Origin of the sequence: Paenibacillus marchantiophytorum (assembly GCF_014640555.1) — a bacterium.
Lineage (GTDB): Bacteria > Bacillota > Bacilli > Paenibacillales > NBRC-103111 > Paenibacillus_E > Paenibacillus_E marchantiophytorum.
This window is the reverse complement of the sequence record NZ_BMHE01000027.1, coordinates 23,789-45,552: the sequence shown is the minus strand read 5'-3', so window position 1 is coordinate 45,552 and position 21,764 is coordinate 23,789. Positions and strand designations below refer to the sequence as shown.

At 37.6% G+C, this 21,764-nt stretch carries 16 protein-coding genes; 1 reads left to right on the top strand and 15 read right to left on the bottom strand.

Annotation, left to right across the window (positions count from 1 at the left end):
- Positions 1–50 precede the first annotated feature (50 nt).
- The 7 genes from IEY34_RS22380 to IEY34_RS22350 all read right to left on the bottom strand — a co-directional run bounded on the left by IEY34_RS22380 (position 51) and on the right by IEY34_RS22350 (position 10,127).
- Positions 51–2,090: a TnsD family Tn7-like transposition protein gene (locus IEY34_RS22380; protein ID WP_189015282.1), complete on the bottom strand. Its 2,040-nt coding sequence runs from the start codon at positions 2,088–2,090 to the stop codon at positions 51–53.
- Between the two features lie 16 nt (positions 2,091–2,106).
- Complete coding sequence (locus IEY34_RS22375) at positions 2,107–3,933, bottom strand: TnsD family Tn7-like transposition protein (RefSeq protein ID WP_268240161.1); 1,827 nt, start codon at positions 3,931–3,933, stop codon at positions 2,107–2,109.
- A gap of 66 nt (positions 3,934–3,999) precedes the next feature.
- Entirely contained in the window at positions 4,000–5,670 is a 1,671-nt protein-coding gene (locus tag IEY34_RS22370; RefSeq protein ID WP_189015278.1) for an ATP-binding protein, read from the bottom strand.
- Complete coding sequence (locus IEY34_RS22365; RefSeq protein WP_189015276.1) at positions 5,667–6,563, bottom strand: ATP-binding protein; 897 nt, start codon at positions 6,561–6,563, stop codon at positions 5,667–5,669. Before IEY34_RS22365 ends, IEY34_RS22370 begins: the two co-directional genes overlap by 4 nt.
- Positions 6,560–6,985, bottom strand: coding sequence for a hypothetical protein (locus IEY34_RS22360; RefSeq protein WP_189015274.1), 426 nt, complete (start codon positions 6,983–6,985; stop codon positions 6,560–6,562). The genes IEY34_RS22365 and IEY34_RS22360 overlap by 4 nt, the downstream gene beginning before the upstream one ends.
- Positions 6,986–7,001: 16 nt before the next feature.
- Positions 7,002–9,203 carry a TnsB C-terminal domain-containing protein gene (locus IEY34_RS22355; RefSeq protein ID WP_189015272.1) on the bottom strand — a complete coding sequence of 734 codons (2,202 nt, stop codon included), beginning with the start codon at positions 9,201–9,203 and terminating at the stop codon, positions 7,002–7,004.
- A gap of 102 nt (positions 9,204–9,305) precedes the next feature.
- Positions 9,306–10,127 carry a TnsA endonuclease N-terminal domain-containing protein gene (locus IEY34_RS22350; protein WP_189015270.1) on the bottom strand — a complete coding sequence of 274 codons (822 nt, stop codon included), beginning with the start codon at positions 10,125–10,127 and terminating at the stop codon, positions 9,306–9,308.
- 267 nt (positions 10,128–10,394) lie between these two features.
- On the opposite strand from IEY34_RS22350, the gene IEY34_RS22345 reads away from it, so the two are divergent.
- Positions 10,395–10,847, top strand: a complete 453-nt coding sequence (locus IEY34_RS22345) for a helix-turn-helix domain-containing protein (RefSeq protein ID WP_189015268.1) — start codon at positions 10,395–10,397, stop codon at positions 10,845–10,847.
- A gap of 69 nt (positions 10,848–10,916) precedes the next feature.
- Here IEY34_RS22345 and IEY34_RS22340 read toward each other — a convergent pair whose 3' ends face one another.
- From IEY34_RS22340 to IEY34_RS22305, 8 genes are all read right to left on the bottom strand, one after another.
- Positions 10,917–11,279, bottom strand: coding sequence for a hypothetical protein (locus IEY34_RS22340; protein ID WP_189015266.1), 363 nt, complete (start codon positions 11,277–11,279; stop codon positions 10,917–10,919).
- Positions 11,267–11,635, bottom strand: a complete 369-nt coding sequence (locus IEY34_RS22335) for a hypothetical protein (protein ID WP_189015264.1) — start codon at positions 11,633–11,635, stop codon at positions 11,267–11,269. Before IEY34_RS22335 ends, IEY34_RS22340 begins: the two co-directional genes overlap by 13 nt.
- A gap of 369 nt (positions 11,636–12,004) precedes the next feature.
- Positions 12,005–13,453, bottom strand: a complete 1,449-nt coding sequence (locus tag IEY34_RS22330; RefSeq protein WP_189015262.1) for a serine/threonine-protein kinase — start codon at positions 13,451–13,453, stop codon at positions 12,005–12,007.
- Position 13,454: 1 nt separating this feature from the next.
- Positions 13,455–14,063: a hypothetical protein gene (locus IEY34_RS22325; protein ID WP_189015260.1), complete on the bottom strand. Its 609-nt coding sequence runs from the start codon at positions 14,061–14,063 to the stop codon at positions 13,455–13,457.
- A complete protein-coding gene (locus IEY34_RS22320) occupies positions 14,053–15,741 on the bottom strand; it encodes a helicase HerA domain-containing protein (protein ID WP_189015258.1) in 1,689 nt (562 codons plus the stop codon). Before IEY34_RS22320 ends, IEY34_RS22325 begins: the two co-directional genes overlap by 11 nt.
- Positions 15,742–16,884 (bottom strand): hypothetical protein, encoded by a 1,143-nt coding sequence (locus tag IEY34_RS22315; protein ID WP_229757784.1) that lies wholly within the window; start codon positions 16,882–16,884, stop codon positions 15,742–15,744. It abuts the gene before it with no gap.
- A 1-nt stretch (position 16,885) separates the two neighbouring features.
- Positions 16,886–17,701: a hypothetical protein gene (locus IEY34_RS22310; RefSeq protein ID WP_189015248.1), complete on the bottom strand. Its 816-nt coding sequence runs from the start codon at positions 17,699–17,701 to the stop codon at positions 16,886–16,888.
- Complete coding sequence (locus tag IEY34_RS22305; RefSeq protein ID WP_189015246.1) at positions 17,698–21,756, bottom strand: hypothetical protein; 4,059 nt, start codon at positions 21,754–21,756, stop codon at positions 17,698–17,700. Before IEY34_RS22305 ends, IEY34_RS22310 begins: the two co-directional genes overlap by 4 nt.
- Positions 21,757–21,764 lie beyond the last annotated feature (8 nt).

Below are 21,764 nucleotides of genomic sequence, written 5' to 3'. Positions count from 1 at the left end.
CCTTACTAACTTGCTATATCCTGAAATACCTATTTACTGGTTCATTTATTTCAGTTTTTTGCTATGTATTCCTCGATACAAATTCTCACCCTCTGAGAACAGTTCTTATATTTATGAGTACCTAAAAGCATTGGAACTGTAGCATTGCCATAATGTTTTCGGTACAACTGAACTGTTTGCGGGATTACTCTGATTTGATAATCTTCCAAAGACTCCAAACTCTTCTCCAGCAATTCCAAGGAGCGCGGCAGTTTATCAGCATGATTCAATAAACGGGCTTTATCTCTGACTGATAATTGGTTTAAAATCGTGTATCTTCTTATCTGTTTATTAGGTGGAGTTTTATAAACACTTTCACATACTTGCGTTAAGACAGAGGCCAACTTTAAGTCTTCATCTTCCCAGTACGGGCTTTTAAATGGATGATCTGCCGGAGGAAGTATATGATTCATCCACTCCCCTTCTTCTCTCAAGAGCGAGGAGATCATCTTACTCCCCATAGCTTTCCTGATACCCAATCTGCTTAGGTCAGGGTTATTTTTAAGCAACTTGAGTAATTTCGTCTTCGGTTCCAACTTTTCTGGTTCACTTTCAGTCGCTGCGGCAGACTCTCTTAGTGTAGGAAGAATAACTGATTCATAAATAATCCTTTCCTCAATGTATCGTGTCACTACTTTTTTGCTTGTCTTTAATAAAATGCTAGTCTCATATACGCTTTTACTTCGATCATAGTAGTCGTATAACTGCGTAATCCATTCCAAACTCCCCTTGAAATAGGGCCTCATAACTGTATTTTTCTCTTGTTCAATAAGCAGTAAATACTTCTTAATTGTGCTTCTATTGGCACCTAGTATTTCAGCTATCTCTTTTATACTCTTCTGTTGGTTATATTCAGATTCCAGTCTCTCATGCCAGATCGGCCCGAATTCAACAACTTTTGATTTATTGATATCATATTCAAACTCATTGCCCGAGCAATTAGATTGATAAATCATCCCGCAATCCTCGCATCGAAACTTACCTATGAATCTGTTCAACCTTTTCGAGTAATACCATTCACAAGCGGTTACCGTATGAACTAAATTCTTCTCACAAACCTTATTAATGCAAGGCCATGGGCCCTGACCAAAGGGCTCCGATTCCTTTCTTGTTAAGTTCACATTCTCAATGAGACTATGTAGTCCCCCCAGTAGCCAATGAATGATCAGCAAATGACATATGGGATGCCCTACGGCATTTTTTTCATCGAATATCCTTAAAGCACTTCGTTTCTCAATCAACTTTATTATCAAGTCAAATTCCACAAACACTCCCTTAGAATAATGTTTAAATATGTCATCAAGGAACTTTTGATTCCTATAACGCCCGTCTCTATGTTGATATCCCATATCCTTAGCAACCAAGCTATAAATGTCAAAAAGCCTGTGCACCTTTAAAGTACCATTAAGGAGCATGTAAATATCCTTTGCTAAAAGCACCTTTAGTTGGGAAATTTCATCTTGTCCAACTGTGTTCAATGCATCAAGTAAAGAATGGCCATTTGGACAATATGGTGATCCCAAAAACCTAGCACCGTATAACTGTCCCAAAATGATTCCGCACTCTGAACACTTGCTAATTAAGTGAATTCGATGTTTGTAACACACATCTATACAAACCACTTGATGGGAACGGTGTATAAATACCTCTCCAAAGTTATCATCATCTTCTTTCATACACTGAGGACAGTATCTAATCTCTCTGGAGAAAATCGGGGGCACCATCAGCACAGCGTTCGTTTTATTCTCTTGATATTCCGTCATCCTCGCTAATAAAACTGAACTATTTTGTTCAGATAAAAATGGAGCATACAATGGATAAAATGTATGTTCTGCCACTAATGAACGGATATCCGGAAACAAAGATGCACGTAGTTTCCTCTGCAGTACTGACAAGTTGTGCGGTAAAAAAGGGACTCTTCGTGAGTTTATTTCTAATAAATCTTGAATTGCCTCTGATAATGAGCAGCCCTTTCGAAGGGCAAATCGATAAACCAAACTTCTTAATTCCTCGTCCGGATAGGGAGTTGGAAATGAATGAACTCTATTCAAGGAGAATCACCTTCAATCACACAATTTGTGTATTTCTTCTCCATTGGGAAGCATTATGTTCGTTTACTAGACGATCGATTTCAATCTGTAGTTTTTGCGCTGCTTCCTTTCGCAACCCTGCCTTCCGGATGACCTTCCATCTCACTACAGATGCATCTTCCTGATATAGTTTTTCCACTGCTAATCGTATCCGTCTTAATTGAAACTGCTCTATTGTTTCTACTGCATCATCAAGAATATTTTTACATACAGGTAAACAATGCAGTTTTTTTTCCAACAATGAAAGTTTGTTCATTCGCCGTCCAATTTCGGATATAGTCACCCGTATTGGCTTATGGTTGGATGTTTTTATATCTATCACAGCTTGGAGAATGAACGGCGCCAGTTCCCTATCTCTGCATGACCAATCAATTCTTAAGGGCCTAGAGTTCCTCTTATCCTTTTTCACATCATCTTCTGGCTGTACCTCTACTAATGATTTAGGTAGACTTCTATTCAATTGCCTAGTAATAGACGGGTTTTTGATTGAATCCGATGCTGAATCTACTGATATAGCAACTTTGTTTGGGGCTCTTAATTTTAGCTGGATGGTTGAATAATGAACACCCAGAATTGCGGCTTTTTGTCTTAAAGAAAGGTCCGCATGTACTTGAAGCTCTTTAAATTTCGTTTCCCATATCTCTCCGAATTTCTTTATTCTACCTATTTTCATTCTATCTTCCGGCTTCACATCCGGCCCTCGTCTTGAATAAATAAACCCGCAAGAACATCGAAATGTACCGACAGGAAGCCGTGTATCGCTACACCGTGTAACACTGCATTGGTCAACAATTTCGCTTTTGTAATGATCTGAAGCCTTATTCAAGCACGGCCATGGACCTTTACCGAAAGGGTGATATCTCTCATTTCTCTCCGCCATTGCTGACTCCACTGTTTCTTTAATGAAGAGTAGCATGATTACATGCCGCAATGGATGACATTGATCCTTGCCACGCAGTAATTTATGCACCCAAGTATCATGAGATCTACCATTTATTACAGAGCAGCAAATCTCCAGAAGGTCTGAGCCCAACCTCTCGTACATCTCTGTTCGCAGCTTCTGAAAATAAATGTTTCCGCCTGGAGAAATAGACGCTTGCTTATATAACCTGGACCGATACATACAATTAACGGTCTGTAGATTGCACTTCTCGTAGGGGATATTTAATAAATAATGTGACTGCTGTGCTATGTAGTACAAATTATCAAATTGCTTTTTATTAAAAGTATCCTCTATAGAAACTTTACCAAGGTGGTCACCATTCAGATGCACATATTCATGTCTATTTCGTCTTAAAGTATTTGGAATCATTGAATCATGCAGCACATGTTTATGTTTATGGCATATAAACACTCCGGGAAGTTGATGCGAACGATGCCAATATGGAACTCCATATTTCCCGCTGTCTTCGATCATACATTTATCACAGTACCTTAAGAAAACAGGCATTTTTACCGAACACGCCAGCAATCCTAATCGAGCACGAACCGCCTCACCGAAATCTCCTACCATAGCTTCCTCTACCAACCGAATATAATCTACTGGAAGAAAAGCAGCGTAGTAGGGTAGTAATGTGTGATTCTGGAGAATTTCTCTGGTTGATAATTTACCATTCGTGAGATGAGCTATTTGTTCTATATGAGCAGGCAGTCCAGTAACAGCACAAGCGCTCAAATTACCATACAGATCAGCTATTGTTGCTTTACTGCTATGATTACCAACATACAGATGGAAACGCGCCAATATACTGTACAATAACTCATCTGGAAAAAGAGGAGGAAAAAAACTACTCAGTATAACCACATCCTATCTGGGTTTATACTAGTAGTTTCTCCCTATGACATCATTTTAAACTTCCTTTGCTAGTTTTTAAGAAGCGTTTTCATCCGGGAACAGGACATCTTTTGAGCCGGTGTAACCAGCTTCAATAAGGGATTGATGTATTTCCTCTGAAGATGGCCTTGATGTTTTCGGTATATGATTACGAATATCTCCCTGATCTGCTTCTTCAAAACCATTCATTAAATATTTAGCCAACTGCATTCGTAAAACTGTAATGTCTACATGTGGCTCATTTTGCTTTATAATGTGTAACGTGATTTCCTCCGCCTTTTCTGTTGGAGCACCTAAACTAACTGCAAGTTTAACAAGCTCAAGATATTTAATACGATCATGATCAATTTGACTTTCTGGCATAAGTTTCCCACGAAGATTGCCGTGAATGCTTACTTTTTCTTCAGCTTTTTCTAGGTATTGAGAAAAATCGTTCCACTTTGGATACAAGTCGTCTATATCATACAATGTTGACCTATTGTTGGTCTTTAATGCCTTGATCATCGGTTGAACAAGCTGAAGGTGCTCCGAGGCTACTTTTTTAAGCCTAGCAACCGTGATTCGTTCAGTTCCTCCTTCATTTTCTCCGAGAGCTATGGCATCCCATTGTGCCAACATATGAAGCTTAACAGCAATGTCAACAATCCCTTGAGTTAATTCATAAATTGTCTTCTTTATTGGGTCAGTTAGCTTAGTTTTTGTTGCTGTCCACTGATAATTCCACAGATTAGAAATAAAATAGTCCCAATCGTCTCCTCGTGACATCCGGTCAATAATCATGTCCCCTTGGCCACATCCCCTTCTTGCCTGACTGAATGATCCTCCAAACAAACGAAGCGCTTTAAATGTCCCGATCAGAACAACAGAAACACCAATGGTATTAATCAACTGCGTAAAAAAATTCAGCATCTTGTCCGATCCGCCGCTTTTCGCATGACTCAAATTTTGTATCTCATCTATTACTAAAGTTCCAAGACAGTGAAGTGAGGCAATCTGCGCCATTTGAGGGATTAAGGTGTCTACTGTTGAGCCTTTGCTTACGAATTTTTTGTAATAGCTTGTTGCCAGTACGGCATCAACAGCTTGAAAGAAGTTAATGCATAGCCCTTTAATAGATCCATCGAAGGGACAATTCAATTTCAACCAGACCAATTGATCAAGAATAAATGGCTTACCTTTGTACTCAGAATGTTGAATCACTTGAGGATATAGCAATAGATTCAACTCAACAGCGGTACTTTTTCCTTGCCCACTAACCCCAATAATATTAAATCCTGCCGCGGTAGAACGAATGCCAGCCGAATTCACACCATCTTCATCCACGCCACTATCCAATATTTCCTTAAAGCCAACATGAAACTGGCGTGCATATTCTCTAAGGAGAGGATTTCGAGCGACATACCTATGACGAATCATTCTAGAAAACCGTTGTTCCAAGTAAATGTGAATGGGGAGAATTTCGACATAGTCACTTAACTGCTGAACACAATGCAACCTTAATTTTCTGCTCAACTTAAGCTGAGATTGATCATAATCAGGATAATTAGGTATTGCACTGAAAACCTCATCCTCTTCCATAATACTAGGAAGTGACTCTATCATTGGGTTCCCTGCATATGCCTTAATCACTTGATCAGCATTGTATTGGGCAGTTACGACTTTTCCTTTTAGTATCGGATTTAGCGTGTATTGTTCAATGGTTTTCATCTAGTTTTTTCCTCAGACCTGTGGATTAATTGTTCTACTAAAACAATAGGAACACCAATTGTATTAATCATATCCAGGAAGAGATTTACTTGTACTCTCCATTTCAACCCACTACTCTTCTCAAGGAACAAGTTTTGAATCTCATCGATTACTAGAGTTCCAAGACAGTGACCTGAGGCAATCTGTGCAGTTCGGAGGATAAGAGTATCTGTTGTTGAACCTTTGGTAGAGAATCTTTTGTAATAATTTGTTCCCAATACGGCATCAACAGCTTGAAGGAAGTTAATGCATAGCCCTTTAATAGTTCCATCGAAGGGACAATTAAATTTCAACCAGACCAATTGATCAAGAATAAATGGCTTCCCTTTGTACTCAGAATGCTGAATCACTTGAGGATAAAGCAAAAGATTTAAATTATCAGCAGTACTTTTTCCTTGCCCACTAACCCCAATAATATTAAATCCTGCCGCGGCAGAACGAATGCCAGCGACATTCGCGCCATCTTCATCCACGCTGCTACCCAATATTTTCTGGACGTCCACATGAAACAGGCGCGTATATTCTCTAAGGAGAGGATTTCGAGCAACATACCCATGACGTAGCATTCTAGAAAATCGTTGTTTTAAAATGTGAATGGGGAGAATATCGACATAATCACTTAACTGCTTAACACAATGCAGCCTTAATTTTCTGCTCATCTTAAGCTGAGATTGATCATAATCAGGATACTTTGGTCTTATATTCAGAACCTCTTCCTCCTCCATAATACTAGGAAGTGACTCTATCAATGGGTTCCCTGCATATGCCTTAATCACTTGATCAGCATTGTATTGGGCAGTTACGACTTTTCCTTTTAGTATCGGATTTAGCGTGTAATGTTCAATTGGTTTCATCTTGGTTCACCTAAATTCGAGTATTTTGATGCCATATTCAGTGTTTGCAATAAACTTCTATTAATAGTATTGAATTGTTTTTCTAAATACTGACGGTGAAAAGAATTAACCCTAAACTGAGGTGCTATCTTAATTCCAACATTATATTTTGCTGATAACTTTCTAAGTTCGTCATTTTCTGTTTTACTTAGAGTTTCTTGAATTTCTAGAAATAATGGACATACCCCAGAAATCGCAATTATTTTTTCTAATAAACTCTTAATGTGATTCGCATACTTTCCATCAGTAGCAATATGGTATTCCATAATCATACGGCTTTTCTTTTCCATAGCAAAATAAATTGAAGGTCGCCTTACACTACTTGGGCAATTTAATGTAAGGTTTAGATCGAGGATACACTGCTCAACAACAATGGTGTCCATTGAGGCAACCTCCTTATTATTCTTCATCATTATTTTCAACCCCACTTTCTGAATCCTTGTTTTTTCTTCTTTTTAGCTTATCAAGCAATGACATTCCCTTTACTTCTCCCTCTTCATCATCCGCGATATATTCTGAGTGAGTATGGTTCTCGACAAATATTTGCTGATTTGATTCTGTCCCAAGATCAAAAGCCTGGTTTGTTTGCACTACCTTTCTAGCAACAGCCCTATTCTCCTGGGTATTGGCTTTAAACTCTCTATTGGTCATATCTACTCTTTCTCTTGCTTGGTTTGACAAGTCTATTTCTCCTTGAACAATCTTTTTAAATTCCTGGTTCATCTTATATTTGGCCAGATTCTGGGAGTCCTTATAATTAGCTAATGCTAGTTTTTCCTCATGCTGCAGCATCTTGATTTCCTCAAGACTTAAATCCATAAAACGATCAGATTTTTCCTGTAGACTGCATTTATAATAATCGAGTCCATCTGAAGTCTTTACATAGATAAAGTTCATAGATCTTCTATCGTATGCCATTATCGCCGATCTGGAATCACCTTTGACAAACCACCCTGCCTTCTCTAACGTGTCACATTTATAATGTATCCCTTCAAAAGTAATCCCCAATCGAGTAGTCGTTATTTTTTTACTTGGAAGAAGGTTCAGACGAATAATGTCCCTCGAAAATGTCTTTAGGTGCCCAGAGCGGTTCTGAATTCCCCAATTCCACAATTGAATCGGTACGGGTAACACGGATTCAGGTACCATACTAGTATCTATCGGATAATCTTTTATAACCTTATTGTTATTGTGATAAAGAATAAACTGTATCATCATTTTAATAAAACCGCATAGCGAGAGCTTTGCGTCGAGTACATAATCTTTCCCACCGCGTTGCTTAAAATCTGGAAATACTGCCCCAGGTGCCCATTTCTTAATAGTAGTGCTCACCGTCTTAAAACTTGATTCCACTATTCCTTTCCAGTCTGCTCTGTACGGAGGTTCATTTTTGACAACAACACCCAAAAATTGCGTGATTGAATCCGCTCTTTTACTCTCCAACTCACCTCTGTCGCCAATAAGCACTTCAGGCATATGACGGCAAGGCCACTGAGAGTCTTCAATAGGTATATCATATTCTGCGCAAAACTCCACCTTATTGATAGCTGCATTTTCTAGAGCCATCATAGCTCCTTGCCACGACGGGCCTTCCAGGCCGACATAAAATCCTGCGATCATTCTGCTGAATACATCAATAACAAGATAAATAACAGGTCTGCCGATGACCTTAGTTCTATCCACTTGGCTTATTAAATAGATATCTCCCACTGTTGCATCTATTTCGTATATACTTCCTGGACCTGCGGCTCTTCTAGTTGCATTTCCCAAAACAGGTCTATATTTCAGGTTATAGTTACGCATACCCTCTCGAGCAATCAAAACCTTCTTGTAATCTTCAGTCTGCTCGTAGTAATATCTCAGTTGGTCTATTGTCGGTACTTTATAGCTTGGTAATGGGACTTCCTTTAGCTCACCACCTTCAAACACCTTCTCAAGATAATGATGGTGCCACATTTGTTCATGAACAAATTCCAAGCTATTTCGTTTATTTTTTTTATACCATTCTGCCAATGAAGCACTCATTTTGACTCTGTCTTCTTTCTTAATAACTACACCTAAGTATTCCGGGGAGTTCTCATTGGCAATTGCTAAAATACTTCTTCTGCCTACTTTATTTACAATATTTTTCCGTTCTCCTGGCTTCATAGGACGCCCGCATTTAAAATAATGTGACAATAAAGCATTCTTCATTTTCCCGCCGGTCCAATAAAATCTTAAGTACCTATAAATAAGAGTTTTACTCTTTTTAGTCCGTTCAATGAGCTCCTTCATTACTTCCCCGCGGAGTACTCGGTCATATATTGCCGGTTCATTTTCAACAATATCCTTTATTAAATTCCATTTCGCATCAACTCCGGAACCGTGTTTTTCTAGATATTTTGCAGTTGGATTCATGAGAATGGCATAAGGGTCGTTCTCTGATTTTGTATAGTAGCCATTATTTAAATCATCCACTAGTTTGCTAAAGTCCATTCTAGTGGGTAATGGATCTTTTTCAGAAAGCGAAATAGTATATACATAACTTTTGTCTGGGGCTATGTATAGAATTCTTTCTTCACCCGATTTACTTTGAAGGACAAGGTTCACCTGTATCTCCATATTGCAATCCTCAACTATCATTTTGGGTCATAAAAGCATCTGCTTTGAACCTTTTGAAATATGTCAAACACCTCGGATTTCTCTACTAACATGGGTTCCACCTCACAATATATTCCCAGCGCGTCTGATGTCTATTGGTCCTAAGGCAGGATTGATTAAACTATTCATATCAACCAACCAATGTTTGTTAGCTATGAGGTGGCGAATGATGAACAAGCAAGTCCCCGGTGCAAAACCAAACCTCTGATCACACTCAATTGCTACTTTTGAGCAAGGCATTGTTCGATTTAATAAAGCTTGAAAAAGATCTGCTTCGATAGAATTGATGACTTCTTTATTTAGATGGTTCATACCAAGTAACGTTCGGGCTGAATGAACCCAAGCAACGTTTTTGACCAAATTGTATGAAATATCGTCTTCCGTAATTATTCTCCATTTCACACCTTCATCAGCAAAAAATCTTCTTTCGATTTCAAATTTCTCTAAGGTTCTTTTAGTCAACTTTGACTTTGGTTTTGCCGTATGTGCCCAATATTCCAGTCCGTTTTCTGTTTGAACTGTTAGCATAAAGTCCGTTGTCATTACAATCGGCTCCCTCGTTTTGGGATCGGTAGGATGCTTGATTTTCAATGATTCAGCGATGAACATAGTCTTCTCTAAAGGGAGGAGAGGAAATTGTTCGCGAAGATCCAAAATATTAGGCGACCATTCACAAGTATAGAAATATGCTGTTTCCAGATGTTCCGAAAATAAGTGATGTATTCTCCCCGTTTTCCAACCTTTAATCCGACTCACGAGTCCTTCAGAGGGAACATCATGAATTGTGAGCCATGGCCTGTAGTGAATTCCTTGTCCCTGGCCTCTCTTCTCTTTTATTCTTCTAGCAATAGAGCTTCGTGTTGTTGCTCGTTTACGTTTAGCCAAATAACCACTCCTCACATTATAGAAGTTTGTAAATCCACGATCTTCTCTTTTGCTACAAGCACTCTCCACAGAATTTTTCTCTGGAAGACTTTGTAATTCTCAATATTCAATTCGATATTATAATATTTTAAATGTACTTACAAGACTTGTTTGTAAATTTAAAATATAATACTTTACTGAATACTTTGCTGAATACACCACTAAACATACACATATTACAGAATAATATTTTGTGTTATATTCTATATGTAAGGCAGGTGAAATTATATGAGCACGCTCGGAGAGCGAATTAAACAACTCAGAGTTCAATTTGCTTGGACACAAGAAGAGTTAGCACTCAAGATTGATGCGAGGAAGCAGGTTATATCCAATTGGGAACGAAATGTTGCCAAGCCTGAACTCAAACATCTGATAAAGTTAGCAGATGTCTTTCGTGTATCAACAGATTATTTACTAGGTGTTGAAGGTAACCTTCCATCAACTCATCCTCAAGATGGAATTGAAGATATTTACGATAAACAAGAGAATTGGAAATTTCAAGAATCCTTCGATTTAATAGAGGCCATTAATTCGGGCTACCAATTCAAAATGTATAATGAAATTTTAACATCTGATGAAAAAGAGATTATCTCTAAGTCAATTGCTCATTTGATGCGTAACGTGATCTGGCCACTTAAAGAAAAAAACATCAATAACATTGGGACTAAGGGAAGTATGTAAGTTTCCGATCTAAATTAAATGTTTAAGCCAATTGTTTGAGTGGCGTGGTATTACCAGCCCTACTTTTCTTTACTTCATACAGAAAGTACTTTCAAGTTGCTCAATTCTGCTCTCCAAACACTTCATGTGGGTCAGCATTGCATTGAGGGTATTGGGGGTTACAAAGCCAGGGACTCCATTCTTTTCTAGTTTTATTCGTTTATCAAATTCCTTACTTCTCCGCGGCTCGACCGGCCCCCACCGGTCTTTCTTATTCTTCATTATTTTTTCTAAACAGCTTGTCCAAACCTCAAGCGTTTTTTGGAGCATCATAAGTTGGTAATAGTGAGCCGGATTATTTGTAAATGGATAATCATAATATTTTTTTTGTCTCTCGATATTGAGTTTGTAAACATAAACAATATGTTCGACCTCTTCTATTAACTCTTCCATAATAGCCTCTTCTTTTTATTATGCCTCCTATAAACTTTCTGCTTCTTCATCACTTCCCTTAAAGATTTGAGTTTCTGAATACTTTGAAAATAACGTTGAAGTTTGATGTCTTCAATGGTGTTATTAGTAGCAATTGTGTTGCAAGGTTCTAGGTCTCCCATCCCATCAGGTATATAAATAATTGCGCTATTCTCAGGTTTAAAAACAACCTTAACTCTCCATTCCTTTTCTAGCATTGCCCGCTCGAACCATTGTTCACGAATTGCTCTAGGGCAAGTAAATCGTTTCCCTTTGAACAAAATGCCTCCTGCTGTAACTTTTCCATAGCCTCTTTTCATCAAGTTCTGAATACACATACTCCTTATACAACTCCTTTCATAGATTCTATCAATTATTATATCCCTTTTTAAATTAAATATACTTATATCTAATTATAGATATCAATAGATTCAATACTCTATTTTGTAGAACCTGCATAAAACAAACAGGAGGCCGGGACTGGCCTCCTGTTTGTTTTATGAGCATTTCTATTAGATTCTTCAACCGAGATTAAGATAAGATGCACATACACGCCTCACGGGATTGACGATAAATAACCACGTTGGCCAAGATGGAGAGATTGTTTTTCAAAAATTGGATATATAATCCGTGCATCCACTCATTCATTCTCATTCTTTAGTGAATCTCCCATTGACGTTAGAATTAGGAGTCCTCTCAGTTAATAGTCACAAATAGAAATCATATTTCTCTAATTTATTCGTTAACAACTCATCATTCGGACGTAATCGTAATGCATACTTGAAATATCCACGAGCTCGTTCATAATCTTTTTTTTGTTCATAGGCCTGACCAAGTTTCTTCACTACAGCCCAAATTCCAGGTGTATCACGGTTTATTTCTTCTAAAATACTAATTGCTTGATCTTCTAAGTTACATAAACCATAACACATTGCTAAACGGTATCGATAATCAAGTGATTTAGGATTTTTCTCACATAACCATTTTAGTAACTTTAAAGCTTGTTCGTATTGCTTAATCTCGAAGACAATCCGCGCTTTTAAGTAGTGATGAGCTTCGGTAAAGCCTTCTTGCCTAACTGACTCAATTTCAGTAATATTAATTTCGTCTAAAATCCGAATTGCATCAAATCTTCTGTCCGTTTTAAAGTAGATATACGCAAGTTGTAACACTATTTCAGGTAATTTATGACCATTAGAAACTTTCGTGAGAAGGATTTTTTCTGCAAGTTTGAATTTGCCAAGTTTACAGTTAGAAATCGCCAATTCAAGTGCATCTTTTTTATCAGCAAGGGTTGCTCTTGGCACATATTTTGTTTCACTTACCTGTTTAAATTGTTCATTTACTGCATCTTTAAAAGCAGATCGAAATTCATGAACATTTTGATATCTTTTTAATGGGTCTCTATTTAGCGCGATTAATATAACTCGCTCCATTTCTTCTGTAATATTTTCATTTAGCTCGCGCGGCTTGGCATATGGAAAATTATTAATAACTTGAATAAAGGTTTCATGTGGGGTTTTTCCCGTTAGAAATTGATAGAGAATTGCACCAAGAGAATATATATCAGAATTCAAGTAACGCTTTTGTGAGTTAATAACCTCTGGAGCTATATATGCATAAGTTCCTGCTCCATCAATCGTTTTGACGAAGTAATCTTCAATCAGTTTGCTAGTTCCAAAATCAGTAATTTTAACATCTGTTGCATTGATCAATATATTATCGGGTTTTAAATCCCCATGAGCAATCTTTTTGCTATGCATACATTCCAGCCCATTCAAAACATGTTCAAAAATCTCATAAACTGTCTTAAATGTTCTAGGAACTGATAAACCTGATTCTGTTAATTCTCTCGACAATGGCTCTCCCGGGAAATACTCCATCTCAATCACAAAGTAACCATCTACCCGACCCATCCAATAGATCTGAATTATGTTAATATGTTGGAGATCCATAAACTGCTCCCCCTCGATCAAGCAGGCATCACCACGTTCTTGATTCTTGGGTATTTTAAGTGCAACAGTTTCTCCATCTGAACATCTTATAGCTTTCCATACATACCCATAAGTTCCTTCACTAATATATTTTTTCAGAATATATCTATCGCCGATCAACATATTTTCTCTCAAATCAATAAGATAACGTTTTTTAACCATTTTATCTCACCTGTATCCACTGATTGATGGTCAGACTTTCTTTTGATCCACTGGCCACGGCCTGAAACACCAGGCATTTGGTATGAAGTGAATTGAGCCCAGGTATATGCTTTCCGTTAGCCATACGGTAACCTTCATCAAAAATTCTTAAATAATTTTCAATATCGTTTGGAATAGCACCTTGATATGACCAATAAACAAACAATATTACTCTCAATTCTCCACCAAGCTGATGATAGGCTAACAAAAGATTTTCTATCTTTTCCCGAAGCTTATTATGTTTTAACTTAGAATTTTCAAATCTTTCAAACTCAGCAATAAACAACGGCTTGCCAGTCTCCTTTTCAAACCAAAGAGAATCTGGCCTTACTTCCCTAGTAACTCTGTGACTATATTGAGGATTTACCGGGTATACTGGGAATTCTGATAGAGAAGTAATACCTTCAATATGCCTTCCAATTTCAGTGAGATAATTTAAACCAGTAGAATGAACAGATTCTGAATAATCTCGAACACCATAAGTAGTTAACATAGGAAAATTTGCGCCGCGGATATTACCTCGATCAAATTCATTTATAATAAAAGGCTTTAATTGATATTTATCCTCCAAAAACTCCCCACTCCTTAACTACTTCAGGAGATTGTCCACCATGAACTAAAGCCTTAGTCCCTACTTTCACCAGTAGTGGTGCAGGGATTGAACGACCAATAATTAAAGCTTCTCCCGTAGAGAGATTTGGAAGCTCATCAATATCTGCCTTAGTGAGCATATCAGAAGTTTTGGCAATAAATCGTTGGTCATCAGAATTCTTCAAACGCATGGTTATGATCGTGTTACACTGAGAAGTCACATCGGGATCGAGCTTTGATGGCCGTTGAGAGACAATCGCAAATCCCACCCCGAACTTCCGGCCTTCCGCAGCTATTTTTTTGATTATCTTTTTAGAAATATTCTGTGTACCTGCTGGTGCATAGTTGTGCCCCTCTTCATAGATAAGAAAAGAAGGTCGGATTTGACGCTGCTTATCTGAAGCTGCACGCATGATTTCACTCGAAACTAACGCCGTTACAATTTGTTTGGCATCGTCAGAAAGTCCCTGCAAATCTATAATTATCAATCGGCCCAGCTTATCATTCTTCTCGCCAATAAGCTTGTATATGTCGGTAGGTTCTCCGATTGCCCGAGTGTAAAAGCTTTTCGCTTCATTTATTACTCTGTTTAATTTCATAGAGGCTACTGCTGCACTTCTTCCACTAAGAGCACGAGACTCCGCATCGGATAAATCATCCCAACTTCTAAGTTCTTCTAAATCACCTGAAAGCATTTCCCTCAAATCTTTAATATCCCGAGGGGGATGGGGGTACTTATATTTCCAATATCGAATCGCTACATCCAATACACGTTGTTGCGGCTCTGTTAAACCGGGTAAAATCTCTTCAAAGTCATCCATCTCAAATCGATCAAATTGAAGTGCGAGGTGTTTATTTTTACTTGCATACTTATAATCAAATTCATCCATTTGAGGGGTATAAACATGAATCCCCCCCCTCGCCTCCTGAAGAAGGCGAAATCTTTCTTGGATAAACAGTATGCTTTCCCTTTCATTGGTATCTTCTATTAATTTAAGATCATTATTAAACCAAACTTGACCCTTTTCATATGCTTTACCGTATTCACCGTGCGTATCAAATACAACTACTGTACCATTCATTTGTGCAACTAATCTTTCTATGATTCGTCCTACAGTGTAAGATTTACCAGAACCAGTCATCGCTAACACTGCTAAGTGTTCAGTGACAAGCTTATCCACATCCATATATACCGGAACTATATTTTCTCCGCGTTCATAACCAATTAGGTTACCAATAGCAATGCTACGATTTTCATCAAATTGATAGAATTTGGCTAAAAACTCATAATCCACTCCGTAAACCTTAGTACCTGGATCAAGTGGACGCCTAGGTATTCGGATTTGACCGGTAGCTACATCTTTATAACCCACTAGATCAATTGAGCCAAACAAAGTTTCTCCAGTTATTTGTGCCCCTGGAAGCATTTCAATACTATTAAGACCCTCTCCCATTTCACTGTTATAAAGTATGTTACTGCGAGAAAGGGAGGTTATTCGACCAAGTACAAACGCTTTGTCTTCGTCAGGGCGCTCCTGATGAGCAATTTTAACGAATTCTCCTCGACGAGCAGCAAAACTATCTGGTAAAATCATTTTTAAATCATTTGGATTACCTGTATTACCTATTAATTTCCCTATAAACTTCTCTTGATGCATTTACTCATCCCCCTCAAACAAGTCTGCTTCTTCCTTCCATACCTTCTCAACTTCTTCACTTCGAACCATTTCTCGTACTTGCGTTTTAAAATAGTTTATGATGGTACCTGTCTTTATTGGTTTTAATGCATAATCTGCATACCATAATGGAAGCGGCAGTGCTTGGGGTTGGTCAATAGTGACTAGAGAAACCAAGTTTGAAGCCAATTCATCTATCATTTCTGTATTCCAATCTTCCTTTTTACCAATAACCTCAGCCAATAGCGGTAATGTCCGCATACCAGCTCTAAAGTGAAAATTAATTAGACCTAGGTCCCTTACTGAAACTGGCTCTAACCGATTATCATTGGTGAGCAAGGAATATTCATATGCTGCTGTGCGAGAACGTCTAGTTAGTACGCCATGCAGCAGTTTTTTAACTCCCACTTTTTTAATTTTCTCAAAGGTATCTTCCTCTTCATGAATTTCACTTTTAGTAATCTCATCCAAAATATAATGATCTCCATCTAGTACAGACAATCCATAAAATATGGAACCAAAACGCTTGGTGCTGATTGATACTAAACGCACACCATCAGGATTGTAAGGATACATCTTTTCCTTATAGCTGCTCCAAAATGTATGAATTCGTTCTTTGCAGGTTTGATAATCGGAAAATAATTGATGGAAAAGTTCTAATGGAGCATCAGCTCTTTCCAACACTAGGGGTGTATCAACAATTACAAGTTGGGGAAGATCTTCTTCATTCATCATATTTTCCAGAAGATCATACATTTGGGTTATATGAATAAACTTCAGTTTTTTTACTACATCTATGTCATCTGCTTCGTCAATATCAACTAAACTGTCCAGATTCGTCTTATAAATTGACCCCTCATTAATGTATAGGTCTTGTCTGACAGCTCCTGCACTATAAATCATCCCACCATAAGCAGCAATTACTTTACCAGCTGTCGCAATGCCTGACACTCTAATAGATAATGGTGTCATTTTCCTCACCGGTCGAATAACACCGCTCTTGCGCAGTTTAGGTGCGATATGATCTATAAAACGCATTTTTGCACTCAGTTTGGCTACTGCACTTGGTAAACCCAACTGAACTTTGGCTACGAGGCTATTTGCAAGCGTTGTTTCAGAATTCAAATTACCACGCCCCTTCACTAACAACATGTTTTTCTAATTCTCGAACAAAAGCACTAAATCCGCATTGCTGAATATATTCCTTACCTAAATGCGTAATTTCACCATCAACAGTAAGGTATTTATGCAATTGCAATTGCTCCCGAACTAAATTAGTAGAGCTTGTATTAGTTGATGTCTTGAAATACATCTTTAGATATTTTTCTATGGACTGTATAGAATTCATTCCTGCAGCAGCTAAAATAATTACATGTTGGTGAAGCAAGGTAATCTCCATGTCTAACTCATTATCAATTTCTTTTTCTTTCCCCTTAACTTCATTCAAAGATAACAATCGTTGAAATATTACTTTGCATTTTTCTTCAAATGGCAATAACTGATAATCAAGTAACGGCAAAGTGGTTAATGTAACTCGACCGCTACCGGAGTGGTAAGATAAATCAAGCGCTATAGCCTGCCCCGACAATAACTGTAATTTTGGCTTTTTATTCGTAAGAAACACCTCTTTAACAGGTAGACCTTCGAATAAATTCTCAACAACCTTTGTTACTGTTATGTCAATTCCAAATTGTAGTTTCTCCTTTATATCAATTGAGAGAAAAGGAGGGACAACCAGCAACTGATTGCCCCACCGCTTAACCCAATCAATAAGAATAGTGCATTCATTACTCGAAATCTTGCTTAAAACTATTGCAGGTATAACACAGGTTCCACCCTCAAGCTCAGTTATGTCCACTTCTTTGACTGGAAACCATTCCCGTAAAATCTTATATTCCGTTCGATTTACGATTGTTTTCAATATTTGAATTTCTGTGATCATATTAACACCACACGAGTTTGAATCAATCCTAAGTCCACCAATTCTTGTTTCTGTTGATTAAATTGGGACCAATCAAGGTCACAAGAACTTTGAACGACATCCTTAAAAAAGCCAAACCGCACATGCTTTACACCCTTTTCAGCAAAATAGTTTTCACCAAATTCGGTCAGTTGACGCATTTCACGTGTGACTTTTGCAAGAGTATCTGTATAGGTCTCCTCATTTATTGGACTTGCTGTATCAGCTTCAAATTCTTCTTTTTTATGACGTTTAAAAAGTCGATTTACAGCCTCGATAGTTAAAGTATCATAGTGAGCATTTCGCAACCTACGGGCAGAAGCTTCCAGTTCGGTGATATTTGCAATTATGTTCGTAGTGTCACCTTGATGTTCAGAAAATTTTTTTTCAGTCTCGTCAATGAATTTTATAGGATTAGACCTATATTCCCCTTCAAGATCATCAACAGCTTCATCAAAACCAGACTCTAAGAAGATTTGGAGTTGCTTGAAAAAGGCAATGAATTCCTTTAGTTTTACCTTCAATTTCACTTCATCTGGAGATGCCTGAAAATAAGTGATCCAACGTTCTGCTTTTACCTTGGATTCATTAAAACTATCAACTAACTTTTTAAATTTGATCAATAATTCATCATACCGTCCAGAAAAACCGCTTTTTTCTTTCCAATCAACTTTAATTGGTTCAAGTTTACGCAAACCAATTTGAAGAATCATGGTATTTAACCGTTCAATTGCTTCCTTATAGTTTGCTAACCACAATTGATTAGCAAGACTTTCCGACTTAGCAACCATCGTATCACGTTTTGAAGATTGAATATAATCGGCGGCATACTCAATCTCAGTTTGATACCTCTCAAGAGCATTTGTAAATGGAGCAATAGGTAACCGGTATCCTTTATATTCTGAATCAGTCTTGATACTTTGTACTTTGACTTTTAGTTTATCTAAAATCTCCTTTTGAAGAGAAGAAATATACTCATGAAATTGCTGTACTAGGCGTAGCTTCCGCCATATAGGCATTTCACTATCTGCAATATTTAGGTTCCCCAAGTTATTTTCGTTGAAAGGAAGTGACTCCCACCCCTCTTCATCGAATATATAATCACACTCCTGGTGAAAATCATTTAATTTCTCCAATTGATCCTTCCACATAGTCAGTGAATTGTTAGTACGATGTTGTAACTGGATTAAATTAATTTGGCGAAGATTTTCATCTATAACATCCATTCGTCCTCGATATTTATCGTCCCTCAAAATACCTAAGCGATGCTTATCTATGGTATTTTTAAACTGATCTACTAATTTATCGTACTCTTCATCTCTCCATATTTGCACTCTATCTTTTTTAGCTTCCAGCATTGACTTACTTACATTTATAATGTTAGATTGGCTATTAACTTTTACTAAATGTAGAGCTTGAAGGAAATTAACCCATTGCTCAACAATCTTTGCTGGCTTGACTGTATCAATAGCGCTAAAGAAGAATTGTTGGTCTAAATTTTTGTAGGTTCTTTGCGTATTACCAATGTATTCAAGGATAGCACCTAGAGCATTTGGTATTTGAACTTCATACTCCGAATCATTGACAGCTACAAACATTCCTGCGTTACGATAGCCCTCTTTTTCTAGTTTGACCCTTATCTCTGTTGATTTTAACACTTGGAGAAACCGGTTATAGTCCTCGTTAGCCTTAAACTTCACTCCAGGTTTTATTCCTAGTTGTGTGGATGTAATTCCATTGATCACCATTTTGGAAAAACCTTCAGCTAATAATGGCAATTTCTCCTCTTCGGCTTTGGTAAAGATTAAGGGTCTTAGCACATAGCCTTGTTGGTCAACTTGATCAAACCACTCTTTTGTAACTTTGGTTACTTCATCACGCAGAGCACGAACTTTCGATTTAAAAGCTGGAGCTAGTTCATGAGCAACAGCTCTTATATCCATATAGGACTGATCAACCGATAAAATTTCAAGTAGTTCCCTTTGTAGATTTGTCACTTGAAAAGGAATTAAACATCGTCCTGCGTAAGGAAATTTCTTTTTAAATTGTTTGACTTCAGCTTCAATCTCAGCGGTTGAGGATAAAATGAAAATGGGATGGCTACCAATCTCTAAAAGCTTACTATCTGCCAAATCGTTGAGTCCAGCTAATCTGCCCGCCCAAATCACATCTACTTTTTGCTGTGGATGAACTCCTAAGTATGGATGATTACTAACTATAGTCCGCCATCCGGAATCCACTCCGTGAATCTTAAGAGAAACTGTATCAATATCTTGATAACTCTGTTCCAAAATACGTGTAAATCCAAGTACAATATTTTGAGTGTCTTGCCCGTTCACCCTACGCCGCAATTTAAGGTACTCCTGTAATTTCTGGTCCTTTTCTTCTGAAACTAAATAATTGGAAATGCCACCCTTGTTAGCATAGCGCCGATTTAGTCTTTCTAAAAAGGCAAAGTTTGGTCCTATAAATGTTTGGTAAGCACCCTGAATAAGTTTAGGCTCAATAAACTCATAAATGACCTCAGCAGCATCAGCCACTTCATCTTTCGGATAAAGCATGCGAACTTGTGCTAAAAAGGTCTCTTTACTTTCACCTAACAGATAGTAATCCTCTGGAGCATTAATTGAATAAGTAGCTAAGCTACGCAATAATACATCAAGGTTAAAGGACTCTGCAGTCACTTCATTAATAAACACATTATCAGATTCAGTTTTATATTTATTATTAACTAAATGTAAGCCAAGTTCACTTTTGGTTAAAGGCATAGTTGCAAATTCTTTAAACAAACCAATACCTTCAATATTTTTTGCTGACAGGAGAATTTTTTGTTGTTCTGCATTATAGTTATCTTTAGACTGTGGTAATTGTTTTAATAAGGCTCGCTTAATCATCGGCAAGTAAACCTTACTTGTATCGGCAGAAATGTAATCAAACTGAGATCCATCGATAAGACGTTCTTTGAATCGTGTAATAGCATTGGAACGGTCTTCTAATACTTCTCCAGCATCAGCATCAGTATGGTCATCTAAATATTGGTCGCAATAGGCCATAATTACGTTTAACCATCCAAAATTACCTGCAGCAATAGTATAGGCTGCTTCAACCAAGCCAATTGGATATTGACGTAATTTGGCTTGCTGTTGTAAGGATTCGATATAATCTCTAATATCAGCGTATGAATTTTGATGAATTTCCAACTTTTCGCCACGACGGTCTAGTGCTTCCAAAGCTTTAATTTGGTCTCCAATAGCTGGGGAACACAGCAACAGAAAAGACACATGAGGATGTCTTGATCTGCTATCCTCATGTTTGATAGCAGAAGTAATAACTTTAATTGCCTCACCATCCAGCTTTTTCTTTCGTTCTTCGTTGTTTTCTTGCAAACCGTCTTGGATCAGTTCATACTCAGATTCAACTTCGTCAACAATAACCATGAGGTGTACAATACCAAATTGACGTAAGTAATCTAAACCTTGCTCCACAAGTAAATCTAGTTTCTTTAAATTCTCCAAAATTTCCTCAGTTGAGTGTTTTCCAAGCTCTATTTGTTCAGCAAGTTTATCAGGCAAAAAACCCATTGGTACTAAATGATCATGCGTATGTTTAATAATATTCCCCTGAATGCTTTTAGGTGGGCTTTCATCTGCGAGTTTAGTCAATGCAATATATGCACCGTATCCTACCCAATTATCCCCATAGAGAAAATCTTCGTTCATTTGTTCGTAACGAATGTAAATTGGCAAAATTCCATCAGCAAAATCCTTCTCAAGTAAGCGAACTTGTGTTAACTCCCCTGCAACATTACGAATCGTCCATCCTTTATCAACTCCTAATGCCTCACTTATCAATTCGTAGGCTATCCGCGACTTACCTATTCCCCATTTTGCAATTAGAGGAAATACACGTGCCATGGGGGCATCTTTTAAGTCTTGCAAATAAGATTTAAACGCATCGTAAAATTCCTTTTGGCCTACCATTGGTTGCTGTACTGGAAAGGTAGAAACACCATCTTTGAGCCAAATCGTTTTTTTCATCTTCGATC

Coding starts and splice junctions, on each gene's coding strand:
- IEY34_RS22330 (WP_189015262.1), bottom strand. CDS start 13,453: ATGGTTAAAAAACGTTATCTTATTGATTTGAGAGAAAATATGTTGATC.
- IEY34_RS22320 (WP_189015258.1), bottom strand. CDS start 15,741: ATGCATCAAGAGAAGTTTATAGGGAAATTAATAGGTAATACAGGTAAT.
- IEY34_RS22370 (WP_189015278.1), bottom strand. CDS start 5,670: ATGAAAACCATTGAACAATACACGCTAAATCCGATACTAAAAGGAAAA.
- IEY34_RS22310 (WP_189015248.1), bottom strand. CDS start 17,701: ATGATCACAGAAATTCAAATATTGAAAACAATCGTAAATCGAACGGAA.
- IEY34_RS22335 (WP_189015264.1), bottom strand. CDS start 11,635: ATGTGTATTCAGAACTTGATGAAAAGAGGCTATGGAAAAGTTACAGCA.
- IEY34_RS22365 (WP_189015276.1), bottom strand. CDS start 6,563: ATGAAACCAATTGAACATTACACGCTAAATCCGATACTAAAAGGAAAA.
- IEY34_RS22355 (WP_189015272.1), bottom strand. CDS start 9,203: ATGGAGATACAGGTGAACCTTGTCCTTCAAAGTAAATCGGGTGAAGAA.
- IEY34_RS22305 (WP_189015246.1), bottom strand. CDS start 21,756: ATGAAAAAAACGATTTGGCTCAAAGATGGTGTTTCTACCTTTCCAGTA.
- IEY34_RS22360 (WP_189015274.1), bottom strand. CDS start 6,985: ATGGACACCATTGTTGTTGAGCAGTGTATCCTCGATCTAAACCTTACA.
- IEY34_RS22345 (WP_189015268.1), top strand. CDS start 10,395: ATGAGCACGCTCGGAGAGCGAATTAAACAACTCAGAGTTCAATTTGCT.
- IEY34_RS22340 (WP_189015266.1), bottom strand. CDS start 11,279: ATGGAAGAGTTAATAGAAGAGGTCGAACATATTGTTTATGTTTACAAA.